At 35.6% G+C, this 17,235-nt stretch carries 18 protein-coding genes; 12 read left to right on the forward strand and 6 right to left on the reverse strand.

The genetic code is table 11. The features are described from left to right. The first annotated feature begins 8 nt into the window (after positions 1-8). On the forward strand, positions 9-863 hold the full coding sequence (yghU, locus tag VCM44_RS13100) for a glutathione-dependent disulfide-bond oxidoreductase (protein WP_334679063.1): 855 nt from the start codon (positions 9-11) through the stop codon (positions 861-863). A 19-nt stretch (positions 864-882) separates the two neighbouring features. Here yghU and VCM44_RS13105 read toward each other — a convergent pair whose 3' ends face one another. Beyond that, on the reverse strand, positions 883-1,677 hold the full coding sequence (locus VCM44_RS13105; RefSeq protein WP_334679064.1) for a hypothetical protein: 795 nt from the start codon (positions 1,675-1,677) through the stop codon (positions 883-885). Between the two features lie 146 nt (positions 1,678-1,823). On the opposite strand from VCM44_RS13105, the gene egtB reads away from it, so the two are divergent. After that, the gene (gene egtB / locus VCM44_RS13110; RefSeq protein ID WP_199506633.1) at positions 1,824-3,059 is read left to right on the forward strand and encodes an ergothioneine biosynthesis protein EgtB; all 1,236 of its coding nucleotides are present in this window, start codon (positions 1,824-1,826) and stop codon (positions 3,057-3,059) included. Continuing rightward, positions 3,059-4,045: an L-histidine N(alpha)-methyltransferase gene (gene egtD / locus VCM44_RS13115; protein ID WP_334679065.1), complete on the forward strand. Its 987-nt coding sequence runs from the start codon at positions 3,059-3,061 to the stop codon at positions 4,043-4,045. Before egtB ends, egtD begins: the two co-directional genes overlap by 1 nt. Here the strand turns inward: egtD and VCM44_RS13120 are convergent. After that, complete coding sequence (locus VCM44_RS13120) at positions 4,042-4,389, reverse strand: zinc ribbon domain-containing protein YjdM (RefSeq protein ID WP_115361084.1); 348 nt, start codon at positions 4,387-4,389, stop codon at positions 4,042-4,044. The two genes, egtD and VCM44_RS13120, sit on opposite strands and share 4 nt — an antisense overlap. Positions 4,390-4,435: 46 nt before the next feature. Next, positions 4,436-5,155, reverse strand: a complete 720-nt coding sequence (locus VCM44_RS13125) for a DUF3750 domain-containing protein (protein WP_334679066.1) — start codon at positions 5,153-5,155, stop codon at positions 4,436-4,438. A gap of 88 nt (positions 5,156-5,243) precedes the next feature. On the opposite strand from VCM44_RS13125, the gene VCM44_RS13130 reads away from it, so the two are divergent. Beyond that, positions 5,244-6,137: a cation diffusion facilitator family transporter gene (locus VCM44_RS13130; protein WP_334679067.1), complete on the forward strand. Its 894-nt coding sequence runs from the start codon at positions 5,244-5,246 to the stop codon at positions 6,135-6,137. Positions 6,138-6,144: 7 nt separating this feature from the next. Here the strand turns inward: VCM44_RS13130 and VCM44_RS13135 are convergent, their stop codons facing one another. Both VCM44_RS13135 and VCM44_RS13140 read right to left on the reverse strand, forming a co-directional pair. Beyond that, a complete protein-coding gene (locus tag VCM44_RS13135) occupies positions 6,145-6,837 on the reverse strand; it encodes a cupin domain-containing protein (RefSeq protein WP_115361078.1) in 693 nt (230 codons plus the stop codon). After that, positions 6,834-7,394, reverse strand: a complete 561-nt coding sequence (locus VCM44_RS13140; protein ID WP_162929544.1) for a sigma-70 family RNA polymerase sigma factor — start codon at positions 7,392-7,394, stop codon at positions 6,834-6,836. Before VCM44_RS13140 ends, VCM44_RS13135 begins: the two co-directional genes overlap by 4 nt. A 280-nt stretch (positions 7,395-7,674) precedes the next feature. Between VCM44_RS13140 and VCM44_RS13145 the strand changes: the two genes are divergently transcribed. Genes VCM44_RS13145 through VCM44_RS13175 form a run of 7 tightly spaced genes read left to right on the forward strand, consistent with a single transcriptional unit; the run spans position 7,675 to position 14,464 of the window. Beyond that, on the forward strand, positions 7,675-8,973 hold the full coding sequence (locus tag VCM44_RS13145) for a DUF1295 domain-containing protein (RefSeq protein ID WP_334679068.1): 1,299 nt from the start codon (positions 7,675-7,677) through the stop codon (positions 8,971-8,973). Further along, the gene (locus tag VCM44_RS13150) at positions 8,973-10,211 is read left to right on the forward strand and encodes an NAD(P)/FAD-dependent oxidoreductase (RefSeq protein WP_120404420.1); all 1,239 of its coding nucleotides are present in this window, start codon (positions 8,973-8,975) and stop codon (positions 10,209-10,211) included. Before VCM44_RS13145 ends, VCM44_RS13150 begins: the two co-directional genes overlap by 1 nt. Beyond that, the gene (locus VCM44_RS13155) at positions 10,208-10,999 is read left to right on the forward strand and encodes a DUF1365 domain-containing protein (protein ID WP_120404421.1); all 792 of its coding nucleotides are present in this window, start codon (positions 10,208-10,210) and stop codon (positions 10,997-10,999) included. The genes VCM44_RS13150 and VCM44_RS13155 overlap by 4 nt, the downstream gene beginning before the upstream one ends. After that, complete coding sequence (locus VCM44_RS13160; protein ID WP_115361069.1) at positions 10,996-12,252, forward strand: SAM-dependent methyltransferase; 1,257 nt, start codon at positions 10,996-10,998, stop codon at positions 12,250-12,252. Before VCM44_RS13155 ends, VCM44_RS13160 begins: the two co-directional genes overlap by 4 nt. A gap of 9 nt (positions 12,253-12,261) precedes the next feature. Next, a complete protein-coding gene (locus VCM44_RS13165; protein WP_334679069.1) occupies positions 12,262-13,299 on the forward strand; it encodes an SAM-dependent methyltransferase in 1,038 nt (345 codons plus the stop codon). A gap of 12 nt (positions 13,300-13,311) precedes the next feature. Further along, the gene (locus VCM44_RS13170) at positions 13,312-14,004 is read left to right on the forward strand and encodes a fatty acid desaturase (RefSeq protein ID WP_115361066.1); all 693 of its coding nucleotides are present in this window, start codon (positions 13,312-13,314) and stop codon (positions 14,002-14,004) included. Then, on the forward strand, positions 13,997-14,464 hold the full coding sequence (locus VCM44_RS13175; protein WP_334679070.1) for a chalcone isomerase family protein: 468 nt from the start codon (positions 13,997-13,999) through the stop codon (positions 14,462-14,464). The genes VCM44_RS13170 and VCM44_RS13175 overlap by 8 nt, the downstream gene beginning before the upstream one ends. A gap of 10 nt (positions 14,465-14,474) precedes the next feature. On the opposite strand, the gene VCM44_RS13180 is transcribed toward VCM44_RS13175, so the two are convergent. Beyond that, entirely contained in the window at positions 14,475-15,359 is an 885-nt protein-coding gene (locus tag VCM44_RS13180) for a hypothetical protein (RefSeq protein ID WP_334679071.1), read from the reverse strand. Positions 15,360-15,724: 365 nt separating this feature from the next. On the opposite strand from VCM44_RS13180, the gene VCM44_RS13185 reads away from it, so the two are divergent. Beyond that, positions 15,725-17,233: a methyl-accepting chemotaxis protein gene (locus VCM44_RS13185; RefSeq protein WP_334679072.1), complete on the forward strand. Its 1,509-nt coding sequence runs from the start codon at positions 15,725-15,727 to the stop codon at positions 17,231-17,233. Positions 17,234-17,235: the final 2 nt, after the last annotated feature.

The following is a 17,235-nucleotide window of genomic DNA, read 5'->3' on the forward strand; positions in this document are numbered from 1 at the left end:
GAGAATATATGAGTGATAAATATACACCACCTAAGGTTTGGACTTTTTCAGAAGGTAACGGAGGTGAGTTTGCAAATATTAATCGACCTACAGCTGGTTCGAGAGAAGAAAAGAAGCTCCCACAAGGTGAGCATCAATTTCAATTATATTCACTAGGGACTCCTAATGGAGTTAAAGTAACAATTATGTTTGAGGAGTTACTTGAACTTGGCATTAAAGAAGCCGAATACGATGCATATCTAATAAATATTGGAGAAGGTGATCAATTTGGTTCGGGATTTGTCGATATTAATCCAAACTCTAAAATACCTGCACTTTTAGACAAGAATCATGGTGAAGAAATTAGAGTATTTGAATCAGGATCAATCCTTGTCTACTTAGCTGAGAAATTTGGCAAGTTCCTTCCTAAAGATCCAATAAAAAGAGCGCAAACTTTTAATTGGTTATTTTGGCAAATGGGAAGTGCGCCTTACTTAGGTGGAGGCTTTGGGCATTTCTATGCATATGCCCCTGAAAAATTTGAATATCCTATTGATCGTTTTGCTATGGAAACAAAGAGACAATTAGATGTATTAGACAAACAATTAGCGAATAATAAGTATATTGCAGGAGATGAATATACTATCGCTGATATGGCCATCTTCCCTTGGTACGGGGCACTTGTTAAGGGGAAACTATATGATGCAGCGGAGTTTCTTTCTGTACATGAGTATAAGAATGTCATCCGCTGGGCAGATGAATTAATTAAAAGACCTGCTGTACTGCGAGGCCGTGTCGTTAATCGAGCGTGGGGAGATGAAGATCAGCAACTTCATGAACGTCACAGCTCAGCTGATTTTGAAAAAATTAAGTTAGAATATTAAAATATAAATTTGGAGATCACTAAAATTGATAATTTGCTTCAATGCGGTGATCTCCATCTGTTATGTCTACTAAATTACTCCAATTTGCAAAGTAACGTAAGTTGAAGCGTGGTGTGAATTGATAGCTTGCTGCAAATTCATGTAAGAGAATATTATCTTTTCCTGGAGCATATGCACTATCTTCATAGAGGTTAGAGCCACTCACAGCAGTTAGCCAAAAGGGATTATAATTTAGCCATATTTTCTCTGTTAACGTAAACTTTCCATACATTCCAATAAGTGCATTAACTCCATAGATAGAGTACCCACTATCAATACTTGAATCATCTTCAACAACATTTTTTCCAAAGTCTACTCCTAGACCTGCCAAAGGATAGAGATTGATAAAATAATACTTTGGTAGCGCTTGAAGAAGCGCATATGATGCACTTCCTGTTCTTTGCGCTAGATAAGATTGTTTAAAGTTATAATTGATATCAATTTGAGCACCACGACCTGTTGTTAAGTCGGCCTTGAAATTTCTAAATCGGAAGCTGTCTAACTTATTGCTTCTTTTTGAAGACTTGTCCCAGCCAAGTTCTTCTCCAAGTGAGCCTTTAAATTCTATTACATTCATCCCCATAAGGTTTTTAATTCCAGTATCGTATGAAATACCTATCTTTAAATTTAAACCTTTATTAGTCGCACCTATACCGGCCTGCGTATAGACCGCTAATGGGTCAGACATATCTTGAACTTCATTTTTATCTTGTGCAAAGATGAGAGAGGAGAAAAGGAATAGTAATGTAATTGAATACTTATCTTGAATTTTCATATTAAAAGTCTCCATTTTGATCTTTTTGAAATTATAAGTAGGGTGAAGCTTGATTCAAACTTTATTAATTCTTTAAGAAATTTTAATATTCTTAACTTTCTATCATCACCCTCCCACGGTAGCGTTTTATTGCATCGAGAATTAATGTGGGGGGAGCTATAAACTTTAATTCAGAAAATCTATTCAAAATAAATAAGGCCAAGGGAGAGATTGGCTTTCACGTAATCCAAAATGATATAACTTCTATCTATCTTAATATAAGAAAGGAAACGGAAGATATATGTAAGCCTTTAGAGATTGAGGATTATGTTGTTCAGCCTTGTGCAGAAGTAAGTCCACCTAAGTGGCACCTTGCTCATACCACATGGTTTTTTGAAGAGTTTATCTTAGCTAAGTATCTCGATAATTATGAGCGATACAATAAGGGCTATTCTTATTTATTTAACTCATATTATAAATCCGTTGGGAATCACTGGTTGCAAGGGCAGAGGGGACATCTATCTCGTCCTACAGTAAATGAGATTTATGAATATCGTAAGTATGTCGATTTCTATATGTGTGAAGTTTTAACTAATATGGATCCTGTTTCAGAAATTGAATTCTTACTTGAGGTCGGCTTAAATCACGAGCAACAGCACCAAGAATTATTACTAATGGATATCAAATATATATTTGCCATGAATCCTTGTAATCCTGCTTATTACCAGTATTGGCCATTAAAAGTTTTTCGCTCAAGGAATCAGTGGAAAAATGTTGAAGGTGGGATTTATCAAGTAGGCTTTAATGGTCAGGATTTTTCATATGATAATGAAAAACCAAATCATGAAAGAGTGATTCTTTCGTACTCTGTCAGGCAACAATTAATTACTAATAGTGAATATTTAGAGTTCATTAATGATGGTGGTTATGAAGATTTTCGACTGTGGCCAAGTGATGGACACGACTGGGTTAAAGAAAACAAAATAAAAGCACCACTGTATTGGTCTTTAAATGATGGAGAGTGGTTTGAGTATACTCTTGGAGGATTAGGCTTAGTTGATCCAAATGCAAGTGTTTGCCATGTTAGTTACTATGAGGCTTATGCCTTTTCAAAATGGGCCGGCTATCGTTTACCTAGTGAATTTGAATGCGAATTAGGCCTTGATGAAGGACCTCATGAATTGTGGAATTGGACATCTTCTCATTATTCTCCATACCCAGGTTATGAATCATTTCTAGGAAGCCTCGAAGAGTACAATGAGAAATTTATGTGTAATCAATTTGTATTAAGAGGCGGCTGCTTTGGTACTCCAAGTAATCATTATCGAAAAACATATCGTAACTTTTATCGTCCACATCAACGTTGGATGTTTTCAGGAATAAGAATTGCCAAGGATAAGTAATGGAAATATCTAATTTAGTAAATTATGAAAATCATATTAACGACAAAGAACAATTTGCTCTCGATGTGCTTAATGGGCTAAGTCGTGACGAAAAAATGCTATCAACTAAATACTTCTATGATGATAAGGGGAGTGAGTTATTTCAAAAAATAACTAAACATGAAGACTATTACCTAACTCGTACTGAGTACGAAATTTTAAAGCAAGCAAATAAAGAAATTGCTAATATCATTTCAGAAGATGAAGTGGATATTGTTGAACTTGGTGCTGGAGATGGCCATAAAAGTAAACTAATTATTGAAGGATTACTAGAAAGCGGGAAAATAGTAAATTATTATCCTATCGATATATCAACAGAGGCAATGAAACAACTTGAAGAAGTCATTACTCCTAATGAAAATCTTCAAGTACATGGTGTTGTCGCAGAATATTTTGAAGGACTTCGCTATATTAATGAAAAGTCTAGAAACCGTAAGCTTGTTTTATTTTTGGGATCAAATATTGGAAACTTTAATCGTCATCAAAGTCACTACTTCTTACAGCATATGTGGAATGGACTAGAGGCAAATGATATGGCCCTTATTGGTTTTGACCTTAAAAAAGATGTTGAGAAACTCACGGCCGCTTATAATGATTCTAGTGGGTACACAAAAGAATTTAATCTAAATCTATTAGAGCGTATAAATAAAGAGCTAGGTGGTAATTTTGAACCAGAGAACTTCCAGCATGTAGGAATCTTCAATCCAAAAATAGGAGCAATGGAAAGCTACTTGCTTCCAAAGAAGGATCAATCAGTTTATATAAAGTCATTGAAGAAAGCATTTCACTTTGAAGCTTTCGAACCACTACACCTAGAATATTCTTTCAAATATACAAAAGGTGACATTGAAACAATGTGCTTTGATAGTGGTTTTCAAGTCGCAAAACATTTTACTGATAAGAATGAATACTTTATTGACTCATTATGGAGAGTTGTAAAAGCCTAAGCTTTTTTAACTACCGAGCACTTTAAGTACATTGATCCGTGGCCATCAACTTTACATGAGATATCGTGTCCGTTAACAGGATCATCAAGTAAGCGAATATTTTTTACTTTTGTTCCTGACTTGATTGTGGACTTGCCGGCCTTTAGGTCTCTAATCACTGTAACAGAGTCGCCATTTTGTAGCGGGGCCCCATTAACATCAAGGAATTGATGTTCTTGTTCAGTTTCTTCATTGTTAGCATCTAGACTCCATTCATGAAAACATTCAGGGCAATTCCATAATTGTCCATCTGAGTAAGCATATGGAGACTCACATTTTGGGCATTTTTGATTTTCTTCAGTCATGAAATTAGATTAATCCTAACGCCATCGCTTGTAAATATAATAAATATCATAGTGAGCGGTCTGGATAGCCAACACGTCCAGCAAAAGGCAGCTTAAGTGCTGGATCAGCAAAGTCGACACCAAAGTTTAACCCAAGGAGATTGAATTCAATTCCCTCTGCTCTAGCAAATGTTACACCTAAGAGCCCAAAGGCCGATAGGGTGTAGCCAGTGTTTGATGCTGTTGGAGCAATAAATTTATTAGTGCCTAGGTAATCCTTACCAATGGCATGAGGTGGAAGTTCAATATCCAATTCTTCTATATTGCGATTTAGATAGGAAACAAATGTATTTGAGTTTGGTCCAGGCCAAATACGATAAAGATCTTTATACGGATAATTTTCAATTAAAGGCTTTAGTTTTTCAATGATGGTAGAGGCTTTTTTACCTCGTGCCTCAAAGGCTAGGGTTGGTATATTATCAAACCATAAACGATCAGGAAGGTCCTTTTCAATTCTAATGGCGCTACCTTCTCTTCTGATATTCCATGAAGTAACTTGCGCTACAGTGTATTGTTCTTCATCAACTTTCTTCCAAGCAATCCATGGATGGACGGCAAAGTTGCCTCGCCAGGAAAAAGCTCGTGCATAGTAGACTTGTACAATATCTTCCTTTAGCTCATGGGCCTTAGGCGCAATTCCTGCACTTTCACGTGATGTCTCTTTCCACGACTTTGATGAACAAGATAAAATTAGAAATAAAAGAGTAAGTGTATTAATCAACTTCATACCAGAGATTATAACATCGTATCCCTCTTGAATTCTACGGTTTAATCATTAATAATATCAATAATTACACAGAATCTGAGGAGCCCTTATGTCTGGAGGACATCACCATCATCACCACCACCATCACCATGGTGATATGAATGGCAAGAATATCTTAATCGCATTTTTCCTCAATGCTAGTTTTGCTGTGATTGAATTAATAGGCGGCTACTTAACAAATAGTGTGGCCATCTATTCAGATGCTCTCCATGATATCGGAGATAGCCTTGCTCTCTTATTTTCGTATTTTGCAGAAAAATTAAGTAAGAAAGAAGCGGATAATCAATTTACTTTCGGTTATCGTCGTTTTTCGATTCTATCGGCACTTATAAATGGCCTAATTCTTTTTTCTGGTAGTATTTTTGTCATTTACGAAGCAGTTCAAAGAATAATGGCACCTGAGCCTGTTCAGGCAATGGGAATGCTATGGTTGGCCTTATTGGGAATTGTGGTGAATGGGGTTGCTGCTTATCGCATGTCTAAGACGAGTGGTCTAAATCAAAAAATGGTTATGTACCATCTATTGGAAGATTTAATGGGGTGGGTGGCCGTTCTTATTGTCAGTGTAATACTTCATTTTAAGCCTTGGTATATTTTAGACTCGATTCTTTCGATCTTGATCTCATTTATTATTCTAAGAGGTGTTTATCATAATCTTAAAAAAGTTGGACTAATATTCCTTCAGCATTTTCCTGATGAAATTGAGATGAATACAATAAAAGAAGAGGTTGAGGCCTTAGAGCTTGTAAAAGATATGCATGCTATAAAAGGTTGGTCATTAGATAATGAATCATTCTATTTAAGATTTCATATTCTTGTTGCGCCGGAAACAAAGGCAAGGGACTTAGACATTTTAAAGCAAAGTATTAAAGAGGTTTTATCTAGTCATCATGTAGTCTATTCCACAATAGAGTTTGAATCTTCAACTGATTGCTGCGAATAATAACTTTCTAAGACCTCTTAAGGTACCACCAGAGTAGGCGATTTAATGGTGCCAATAATCCTTGAAAGAAGTTAAGGCGGTTTTCAACAAATGAAACCACTAAGCATCCTTCATCACTTGCAGTTGCTGGTGCATGAGTATCTTTTTCATCAAATACAGAAAAGTCACCATTACTTAAACGAGTTCCTTCACTGTAATAATAACCATCAACAACATAGCTATATTCACGTCCACTGTGGCCGTGCTCTGGAACAGTTTCTCCTGGTCCCATGTAGATAAAGAAAAGACCACCACCGGCACCTTCTGTAATTTGTGCCACACCGCAATCATTACCGAACTCTTTCCAATTAAGGTTTTTCTCTGCCGCAAAGGCCAATTTTTCAGGTAATTCAAATACCTTATCCCCGAAGTTAATCGTTGCAGTATTTTGCTTGGCTTTAATATTTACAATTGTTTCACTTTCTTCATCTTCTATTCGATTAAAGAGGCTTTCAAACGCATCGTCCACTTCATCTTTTTTGATCTCACTATCATCACCAAAAAAGACTTGAGCTTCCTCGTTTGTAAGTGTGGCCATATGTTGTTGGCAGTCCTCACATTCACTTAAGTGAGTTGATATTAGAAGAGAAGCTCCCGCTGGTAATTTAGCGTTAACATAGTCTCTTATTAAATTTGTGTCAGGATGATAAAGCTTATTCACTTTTCCTCCATTAGTAATCTTAAGTTTTTAATAGCTAGTCTTACCCGTGATTTCACTGTCCCCAGGGGAATGTCACGCATGTGAGCAAATTCCGACTGAGTTAGTCCTTCTCGGTATATACCGTAGAGAACATCCTGCTGATCTTGAGAGAGTTTAGTTATCATTTCTTGAGTTTGCGCTCTTTGATAAATCTCTTCAATTTCATGCGTAGAATCAAGTGTGTGAATATTTTCATCAAAAACATCATCAGCACTTATGATTGCTAAAGGATCACGGCTTTGTTTTCTTAAATAGTCATATTTTGTATTTCTTATTATTGTAAATAGCCAAGTATTAACATTGGCCAATTCTGGAGAGTATGAGGAAGACTTCTTCCAAACCTTTAGCATGGCCTCTTGAGAAAGCTCTGCGCAAACTTCCTTTGATAATCCAGCTTTAAGGAGGTAGTTCATCGCCTTTGGGTAATAGAAATCAAATAGCTTCTTAAAAGCATGTCTTGATTTTTCCTGAGCGATTTCTCGAATCAAGTTTTCTAATTCAGTTAGGCCCAATTGCACTTTGTGATGTCTCCTAATAATAGGAATTAGTCTATCACATCTGAGTCCTAAATTCGCTAAAACTTGATCCTGCATATTTATTACTCTCATATTATTCATTACGAGATGAATCAAAAAAAGGATCACATTAAAGTTGATTTTTTCTTATTTAATATAAAAGGCTATTTGTAAACTGTTGAAATTACATTGTTTTGTGCTTTTTTTCTTATTTAACTGATCTATTTCTAAGCCTTATGCGTACTAATAGGCATAAGGATAACTGACTTAAAAAGGATCAAACGTGTTTGAAAGTATACTGATTATCACAGCGCTGCTTCTAGTCTATTTTACGATTGGCTGGTACATCTCTTTTCGAGTTAAGGTATTTGCCTACTTAGACTTTTATTGGTGCTCAAGCTTCTTTCTAATTATGGGAGTTTTATATTTTAACTACCCAGAGGGCCAAAACTTCTTTGAAAACTTAAATGCTATTGTGCTTTTTTGTCTCTACGGAATCTGGTCTGCACGCTTAAGCACACATCTCTTCACTCGAATAAGACAAACGGGAGAAGATAAACGCTATATAGAGTTAAAGAAAAAGTGGAAAGTCATGTATGGAGTCTATCTCTATGGGCTATTTGTTGGTGAAGCCTTATTAAATGTTGTCTTAGCTATCCCTCTCTACTTAGCGATAATGAATCCAACTTTTGATATATCAAATTACTTTGGAATTTTAATTTTTACCATTGCAATTATTGGAGAGCTAATAGCTGATTCTCAGCTTAAAAGGTTTGTTTCCAATAAAGAAAATCGTGGAAAAGTTTGTGATATCGGTCTTTGGAAATACTCAAGACATCCAAATTATTTTTTTGAAACATTAATCTGGGCCGGCTTTGGGGTATATGGACTTAGTTCAGCACCTATTTCATTTATCGGTTTAATACCGTATTTGATCATGCTTTATCTTATTACTTCAGTAACAGGAGTACCTCCGGCAGAGGAGTCTTCATTAAAGTCTAAGGGTGATCTTTACCGTAAATACCAAGAAAGAACGAACCGCTTTCTACTTTGGTTTCCAAAGGTGAACACAATAATTATTTTAATGACAAGTTTATTACTAATAGGAGGCAGTGTGGATATGGCATACGCGCAAGATGATAATGCACAAACGAAATCTCAGGCCCAACGAATAGAGAAGGTCTTTAATGAATTAAGAGCTGATAACGTCGATATTCTTGATAACTTCTATGCTCCTAATGCTCTATTTATTGACCCTATTGGACGCCATAAGGGAATCGATGAAGTTAAGGGATATTACAAAGGTATTTATGAAGGTGTAACTGATATCAAATTTGAGTTCTCGGATATTATCTCAAATGGTTCTAATCATGTGGGAGTATGGAAAATGATTTTGAGAACTCCAAATCTAAACTCAGGAAAACCAGTTATTCTTCATGGAAACTCAGTCATAAAGTTTAATGAAAATGGACTTGTAAGCTATCACCGCGACTATTTTGATATGGGTGAATTTATATATGAACATATTCCTGTTCTCGGATCAGTCACAAAGTACATTAAGAAAAGGCTGAAGGGGGAGTAGTGAAAATAGCAATCATTGGTTCTGGTATTTCTGGTTTAACATGTGCATACAAACTTTCAAGTAAGCACGACATTACTCTATTTGAGGCCAATGATTATCTTGGTGGGCACACTCATACTCACGATATTGAGCTAGATGGTGAAAAACATCGTGTTGATACCGGGTTTATCGTCTTTAATAAAAAGACTTATCCAAACTTTCTAAAACTTCTTGAAGAATTAGATGTTGCCTATAAACCGACATCCATGAGCTTTAGTGTCAGCTGTGATAAAACTGGGCTTGAGTACAATGGAACCTCATTTAACACTCTATTTGCTCAGCGATTAAACTTTTTAAGACCGAAATTCTATTCAATGCTAAAGGGAATAATTGACTTTAATAAGAAGGCCAAGGATTTTCTCTCTAATGATAATGGAGATATCTCTCTTCAAGCATTTTTTGAATCACGAAAAGTTAAAGATAGTGTCATTGAATATTATATTGTTCCTATGATGGCCGCGGTATGGTCGACTGACCCAAGAGATGTATGGCAATTTCCTGCTAAATTTGTACTAAGATTTTTTGAAAATCACGGCTTCCTTGAGGTTGATGATCGTCCGCAGTGGTATGTAATTGATGGAGGATCAAATTCATATATTGATAAAATGCTTCCACATTTTAAGGATAGTGTTAGATTAAATACTCCCGTTCAAAAAGTTATTCGTCATGATGATCACATTGTTGTGGAAACAAAAAATGGGAGCGAAAAATTTGATCAAGTTATTTTTGCAACACATAGTGATATTTCATTAAAGATTCTAGATGCTCCAACACAAAAAGAGAGCGAGGTTCTTTCTTCAATTCCTTATATTGCTAATCCAACATACCTACACTTAGATCGAAGTTTTCTTCCAAAAAAGAAGCTTGCTTGGGCCGCATGGAATTATCAACTTCCTATTGAAAGAAAAGTAGGGGCCACTGTGACATATAATATGAATATCTTACAAGAGTTAAAGAGTAAGAATTTGTTCAATGTCACTCTAAACCCATATCGAAAAATAGATGAGAAGAAAATACTTAAAAAAATGGATTATATGCATCCATTATTCTCTCTCGAGGGGATGAAGGCACAAGAAAGTTGGAAAGATATAAGTGGGAAGAATCGTACTCACTATTGTGGAGCATATTGGCGTAATGGCTTTCACGAAGATGGTGTTTTCAGTGCTCTTCGTGTTGTAGAGGAACTGGAGAAGATATGAAAAGCTGCCTCTACGAAGGAGAAGTCCTTCATAACCGTTATTCACCTAAAGAGCATAACTTCAAGTATAAGTTATTTCTGAGCTATATTGATTTAGATGAACTTGATGAAGTCTTTTCTAAATCAAAGTTTTGGTCTCTTGAAAAGTTGAACTTTATTTCTTTTCGAAGAAGAGATTACCATGGCGATAACTCAAAACCACTGAAAGAAGAAGTGTTTAACACTGTTGAAGACAAGATTGGTAGAAGACCAAATGGGCCAGTAAGACTTTTAACAAATTTACGCTTCTTTGGTTATTGTTTTAACTCAGTGAGCTTTTACTATTGTTATAAAGAGGATGGGGAGACGCTTGATGCCTTAATGGCAGAAATTGAAAATACTCCTTGGGGTGAGCGTTATTGTTATGTCTTTGATGGAGAGGAAGTAAATGATAAATCATTAAAAATTAAGCTTGATAAGAAATTTCATATCTCACCATTTTTCCCAATGGATATTAAATATATTTGGGAATTCTTTGTGCCATCGAATTCTCTTAGAATTCATATGACAAGCTTGGATAAAGGCAGTGCAGTCTTCTATGCAGGACTTCAGTTAAAACGGGTTAATATTTCATCTCGTTCTTTAAATCGAATGCTTTTTAAACATCCGCTAATGACTTTTAAAATGATATTTGGAATATATTTTCAAGCATTAAGACTATGGATGAAAAGAATTCCATTCTTTGATCATCCAAACCCAGACAGTCGTAAATCAATAATCTCAGATAAAAATAAGGAAGGTGTATTATGAAACCAGACTATAAAACTCTTCAGAAATACCCTGAAGTACAAGCGCTATCAAACTATGGTTTTTTAACAAGATCCATTAGAAAGCTAATACTTAAATCATTAGATGATCTTCAATATGGACGTCTTAAGATTATTGAACAAGATATCACTACTGAGGTTGGTAAAGGTGATATCCTTGTTAATGCTGAAATCAAGGTCAATGATCCTTCTTTCTTTGTTGATGTTTTCACTAAAGGATCAATAGGTGCAGCAGAGTCTTATATTCTTAAGAAATGGGACACTGATGATCTTGATAATGTTATGAGACTATTTGCTTTAAATAAGTCTACACTCAGTCAAGTGGACTCAGGCCTTGTTAATCTTCTAAAGCCTGCAAGGCTAATTGAGTATTGGCAAGACAGGAATACGATTGATGGTTCAAAGAAGAATATTAAAGCGCACTATGATCTTCCAGATGAGCTTTTTGAACACTTTTTAGATGAATCAATGATGTACTCATCTGCATTTTTTGAAAACGAAGAATCAACACTAGAGGAGGCACAGCAAGCAAAGCTTAAGCTAATCGCAGAGCGCCTCGATATACGAGCTGAAAATCGTATTCTTGAGATTGGTTCTGGCTGGGGTGCATTGGCGATTTATCTTGCAAAGAATTATGACTGCCACGTTACGACGACAACAATATCAGATAATCAGTATCGTGTAACAAAAGAGAGAATTGCTAAAGAAGGTTTAGAAGATAAGATCACTTTATTGAAAGATGATTATCGTCTTCTAAAAGGTGAGTATGATCGTGTTGTATCAATCGAAATGATTGAAGCAGTAGGTGAGCAGTTTTTAGATAGTTATACGCAAAAGATATCTGATCTTTTAGTTGAGGATGGGCTGGCCCTACTTCAGATCATTACAATTAACGATCAAGAATATGACCGTGCCGTAAAGGAATTAGACTTCATTAAAAAGTTTATTTTCCCTGGAAGCTTTATTCCTTCAATTCATGCTGTTCTTTCATCATTTAAGTCTACTTCAGATATGCGTTTATATAATCAAGTGGACTTTACATCACATTATGCAAGAACTCTTGAGGAATGGAAAAAACGTTTTAATACAAATACTCATGAAATCCCAAAACTTGGAGAAGATGAGGAATTTATAAGATTATGGAACTTTTACTTCTCATATTGCATCGGTGGATTCCATGAAAGGGCCATTGGTGTTTCTCATTTAACTTTTGGAAAACCACTTTATCGTAACTAAGGAGAATATATGTCATTTTTAATGAATGCTGCTGAAAGAGGTTATATTCCTGATCCGTTAATTCGTGTAGGAATTAGAAAGCTAATTAAGCAAAGACAAGACGAAATTTATGAGAACTTCAGTTTTCATCGAGATGGCATCTTAGGTGAGCTTAATTCATCTGTTATCGCTCAAGATACAGATAAGGCCAATGAACAACATTATGAGTTACCAGCTGGTTTCTTTGAGTTAGTTCTTGGTAAAAATTTAAAGTATTCAAGTTCTCTTTTTGAAAGAGGAGTAAAGACTCTTGATGAAGCAGAAGAAGCGATGCTTGAACTTTATTGTAAAAGAGCGCAACTTGAAGATGGAATGGATATTCTTGAACTTGGCTGTGGATGGGGTTCTTTAACCCTATATCTAGCAAAGAAGTATCCAAATTCAAAAGTTACGGCCATTTCAAATTCATCGTCTCAACGTGAATTTATTGAATCGAAGGCAAAGAGTCGTGGGCTTAATAATCTAAAGATATTAACACAAGATATGAATACTTTTAGTATCGATAAGCAATTTGATCGTATTGTTTCAATTGAAATGTTTGAGCATATGAGAAATTATAATGTTCTTTTTGAAAAGGTTGCTAGTTGGCTAAAGGATGATGGTAAGGTCTTCATTCATATCTTCTGTCATAAGAGTGCTTCATACTTTTTTGAAACTGAGGGCGATGATAACTGGATGGGGAAGTATTTCTTCACTGGTGGTGTCATGCCAAGTTTCGACCTTTTTGAAAGAGTGCAAGATTCACTTTCTTTAGAAGAGAAGTGGAAAGTAAATGGTAAGCATTATCAAGAAACTTCAGAAGCTTGGTTTAAAAATATGGATAAACATGAAAAAGCTCTCATGAATGTTCTTGCTGATACTTATGGAGCAGAAGATGCAAAATTATGGTTTGAAAGATGGAAAATCTTCTTTGCCTCTTGTGCTGAACTTTTTGGTCATAATAATGGAGATGAGTGGTTTGTTGGCCACTTCTTATTCAATAAGAAATTAGTTAGGGCCTCAGAGTAAAACGGAGCTAGTATGTATTTTGCGATAGGATTTCTATTTATTCATTGGTATTTATCGTTATTTTGCCAGTCATTTTACTTGCATCGCTATATTTCTCACGATCAATGTAAGATGTCGCGTGGTTGGGATCGATTCTTTTTGATACTCACGATCTTATCGCAAGGTCCAAGCTTTCTTCGCCCTCAACATTACAAAACTTTACATATGCAGCATCATATTCATTCGGATCTAGAGGGAGACCCTCATTCTCCTGTTGTTAGTAAGAATATTGTCGATATGATGTTACATACATACCGTAAGTACATGAGTGTAAAAACGCAACGTGAAACTTTTCCCAAAATTGTTGCTATTGCTGACTCTATTCCCGTCAGATCTCTCTTTGTTGTGTTTTACGCACTCATGTACTTACTTTTTACAGATTCTCTTTGGTTTTTACTTCTTGTTCCTATCCATAGTTTACTTGGTCCAATACACGGGGCCATTGTGAATTGGTGTGGCCATAAGTACGGTTATCGAAACCATGATCTCGATGATCATTCAAAGAATACTTTAATTATAGATTTCCTTATGATGGGTGAGTTATATCAAAATAATCATCATGCTAAAGAAAATAGCATAAACTTTGCGACTAATTCATTTGAGCTAGACTTTACTTATCTCACTTTAATTCCATTGAGGAAAATAGGAGTCATTCAATATGAATAAGTTATTAATATTAGTTTTATTATTTCCTATGCTTGTAATGGCCAAAATTGATAAGGACTTTAAGCTCGTTGGAGAAGGTGTTCTTTCATATTACTTCTGGGATGTATATAAAGTTAGTTATTTTAAAAGTATTGTCTCAGATGATGAATTAATTAAGATTACTTACTTAAGAGATGTAGAGCGTAAACATTCTCAAGCTGGTTGGGATGAATCCCTAGGTAAACTTAAAGGGGTTGAAAAACAATTAGATTGGTTAAAGAATAATGCCGTTGATGTTAAAGAAGGTGATGTTTTGGCAATATATAAACTAAACGGTTCAGATGTTATTATTCAAAAGAATGGAGAAACCATTTCTTCTAAAAAAGATGATAAGAAGTTATTCTCAATTGTGCATTCTCCATGGATTGGCCCACAAAGTGTTGATGAGGACTTAAAAGAGAAATTGATAAAAGGGAAGTAGTTCTTCCCCTTTAACTATTCTTCTTTAATTCGTTAAAATAAATATCTTTATTTGTTGTAAAGTTTATTTCATCACCATAATCATCAGTTAAGCGACTCAGGAAATTATCTAGCTTGTGAAAGTTCTCTTGGGCAGTTTCCTGGTGAGAATTAATAACTAAATACATATCTTCATTGGCATTATAGTGATCAGTTATTGCTGCAAGGTGATCATCAATAGTCTGCTCTTTCCAATAATCAATGGCCCCTAGGTTATTAGGAATTTCAAAAAGACTTCCGCAGAAGTTTTGAAGATAATATGGACGAGATAGAACATTCAATTCTCCCCAAATGAGGGAAATATAGCGTTGGAGATTGTCTCCTTCCCAAGAGCTTCCATTCAATAGGTTGTAATTTGTTGCAGAACTTTCAATTGGTATACCTGTTTCAACAAGTGCTTCCCAGACTCTTTCATCAGACATCCATCCGCCAGCTCTAAAAGAATGAATAGCATCAAATCCGTTACTCTTTAATTTCTCTAGTGAATATTGGATCATGGCCTTTACTTCATCTTTGTTATAAGCAACAAGCATTACTTCCTGACCATTCATATCGCCAGCATTATAATCACCGTATTTACTAAAGCATGGGGCCATTCTTGGCATAACACCTGCCGCTTGCACAAAGTGGCGAGGGGTATGGAGATGTAGACCAATTTCATCGTCTTGAGAGATAACAGACTTCATTGTTTTGTTGATATCCATATTTTCAAGACGTTTATTAGTGTAATAAGCGGCATTCTTGTAATGAACAATAGGTGTATTCCATTTTTGTTTGAACTGACTAATGGCCGAAAGGTTCTTATGCTCTAAAGAAATACCTTCCCAGTCCATGCTAATAATAAGATTGATCGCCATACAAATACCTACCAATACCTTTAGAGTTTTAAGATTTCGCAGTCCTATTTGTATGAAAAGGGAAGTTTTGTAAACCAAAATTGTAAAATGAATAAAAAATTTTATTTTATTTTCAGGTGAATATTTGAGCATGAAAAAAAGTAAAAAGATTTTATCTAATAAAAGTGTCTAAAAATGAGTAAGTACTTTAGTAAGGAAATTCTTTCTCTATTTTTCTGGACTATCAAAATGCTTAAGTTGTTGAAATTAAACTGTATAGCTCTTTGTGCATCTAACTCTGTAACTGAGTAGTTAACAAAAAGTTTGGTTAATATAATTAGTTTATCGAATTTTACTATTTTCTGAAGCATGAAGGAGTTTAAGAAATGAGCATGGCAAAACTAAATGAGGCGCTAAACTGTAAGAATATTTTTGATGGTACAGGTGTGGTCTACGATATGTTAGACAAATTACCGTTCAATGTTATGTATTGTGGTACTGATTTAGTAATCAAGTACGTCAATCCTAAGAGTTTTGAAAGCCTTCGCTCGATTGAAGCTCTTCTTCCTGTTTCTCTCACTGAGGTTGTTGGCTCAAAAATTGACGTCTTTCACAAAAACCCTTCTCATCAGCAAAGATTATTAGCAGACCCAAAGAATTTACCGATTCAGACTCAAATAGAGGTAGGAGATGAGATTCTCGAATTAAATGTTGTAGCTGTGACAGATGATGATGAATATATTGGGGCCATGGTTACATGGGATATTATTACAGAAGAATTAGAATCGGATAATAGAAATGCCCAGTACGCTTCAATGCTAGATAATATGCCAATTAATGTAATGCTGTCAGATAGAGATTTTAATATTACATATATAAACCCACGCTCTAGAGAAACATTAACCTCAATTGAAAGCCTCTTGCCAATCAAGGTTGCCGATATCGTTGGTGCAAGTATTGATGTTTTTCACAAGAATCCAGCTCATCAAAGAAAGCTTTTATCTGATCCTTCAAATCTACCTCATCAGGCAAAAATTCATGTAGGGGATGAAATTCTTGATCTGCTTGTAAGTCCAGTTATGGATAAGAAGAATAACTATCAAGGTGCCATGGTTACTTGGGATGTTATTACTGAACAAGAAAAAATGAAGGATACAATCAATCGATTGGCACACGAAATGCGAATTGGAACAGAGGATATTTCTACGAAGTCTCAAAATGTCGCAGAAGGAGCAAACTCTCTCGGTGCGACCACAGAAGAAATGAATGCTTCTGTTGAGGAACTTACGGCTTCCATTAATTCAATTGCGGAAAATGCTGGCTCAGCAAATGAGATTGCGACTCAAACTTCAAATGAAGCTCAAGAAGGTGAGAAAGCAATAAATGAGGCAGTAGAGGCAATGGAAGTTATCACAAAGTCTTCTGAAGAAATTAGTGAGATTGTAGAAGTCATACGTGAAATCGCTAGTCAGACAAACCTTCTCGCATTTAATGCTGCTATTGAAGCCGCTCGAGCAGGAGAGCACGGAGCAGGTTTTTCAGTTGTAGCAGATGAGGTTAGAAAGCTGGCCGAAAGATCTTCACAAGCGACAAAAGAGATTTCTAAGCTAATCAATGACTCTGTGAAGAAAATTTCAGAGGGAAGTCAGATATCAAAGCAGGCCGGAGCTGCTTTTGCAAAAATTGTAGAAGGCGTAAATAATACAAACCATTCGATTTCTGAAATTTCAAGTGCAACTCAGGAGCAATTAATTGCGGCCAAAGAAGTAAGTGAGGCGGTTCAAGAAGTTGCCAATCAAACTGAAAAATCTGCTTCTGCTTCGGAGTCAATCGCTCTTGCTACCAAAGGCCTAGCTGAAGGTGCAAAAGCGTTAAGCGACTTAATTGAGGACTAGAG

It is taken from the genome of Halobacteriovorax sp. DPLXC-1 (assembly GCF_036903125.1).
Lineage (GTDB): Bacteria > Bdellovibrionota > Bacteriovoracia > Bacteriovoracales > Bacteriovoracaceae > Halobacteriovorax_A > Halobacteriovorax_A vibrionivorans.

What these genes read in the sequence shown, in the direction of transcription:
- egtD (WP_334679065.1), top strand. Translation starts at nt 3,059, where the DNA reads ATGGAAATATCTAATTTAGTAAATTATGAAAATCATATTAACGACAAA.
- VCM44_RS13105 (WP_334679064.1), bottom strand. Translation starts at nt 1,677, where the DNA reads ATGAAAATTCAAGATAAGTATTCAATTACATTACTATTCCTTTTCTCC.
- VCM44_RS13125 (WP_334679066.1), bottom strand. Translation starts at nt 5,155, where the DNA reads ATGAAGTTGATTAATACACTTACTCTTTTATTTCTAATTTTATCTTGT.
- VCM44_RS13120 (WP_115361084.1), bottom strand. Translation starts at nt 4,389, where the DNA reads ATGACTGAAGAAAATCAAAAATGCCCAAAATGTGAGTCTCCATATGCT.
- VCM44_RS13180 (WP_334679071.1), bottom strand. Translation starts at nt 15,359, where the DNA reads ATGGCGATCAATCTTATTATTAGCATGGACTGGGAAGGTATTTCTTTA.
- VCM44_RS13160 (WP_115361069.1), top strand. Translation starts at nt 10,996, where the DNA reads ATGAAACCAGACTATAAAACTCTTCAGAAATACCCTGAAGTACAAGCG.
- VCM44_RS13130 (WP_334679067.1), top strand. Translation starts at nt 5,244, where the DNA reads ATGTCTGGAGGACATCACCATCATCACCACCACCATCACCATGGTGAT.
- VCM44_RS13165 (WP_334679069.1), top strand. Translation starts at nt 12,262, where the DNA reads ATGTCATTTTTAATGAATGCTGCTGAAAGAGGTTATATTCCTGATCCG.
- yghU (WP_334679063.1), top strand. Translation starts at nt 9, where the DNA reads ATGAGTGATAAATATACACCACCTAAGGTTTGGACTTTTTCAGAAGGT.
- VCM44_RS13175 (WP_334679070.1), top strand. Translation starts at nt 13,997, where the DNA reads ATGAATAAGTTATTAATATTAGTTTTATTATTTCCTATGCTTGTAATG.
- VCM44_RS13185 (WP_334679072.1), top strand. Translation starts at nt 15,725, where the DNA reads ATGAGCATGGCAAAACTAAATGAGGCGCTAAACTGTAAGAATATTTTT.
- VCM44_RS13155 (WP_120404421.1), top strand. Translation starts at nt 10,208, where the DNA reads ATGAAAAGCTGCCTCTACGAAGGAGAAGTCCTTCATAACCGTTATTCA.
- VCM44_RS13170 (WP_115361066.1), top strand. Translation starts at nt 13,312, where the DNA reads ATGTATTTTGCGATAGGATTTCTATTTATTCATTGGTATTTATCGTTA.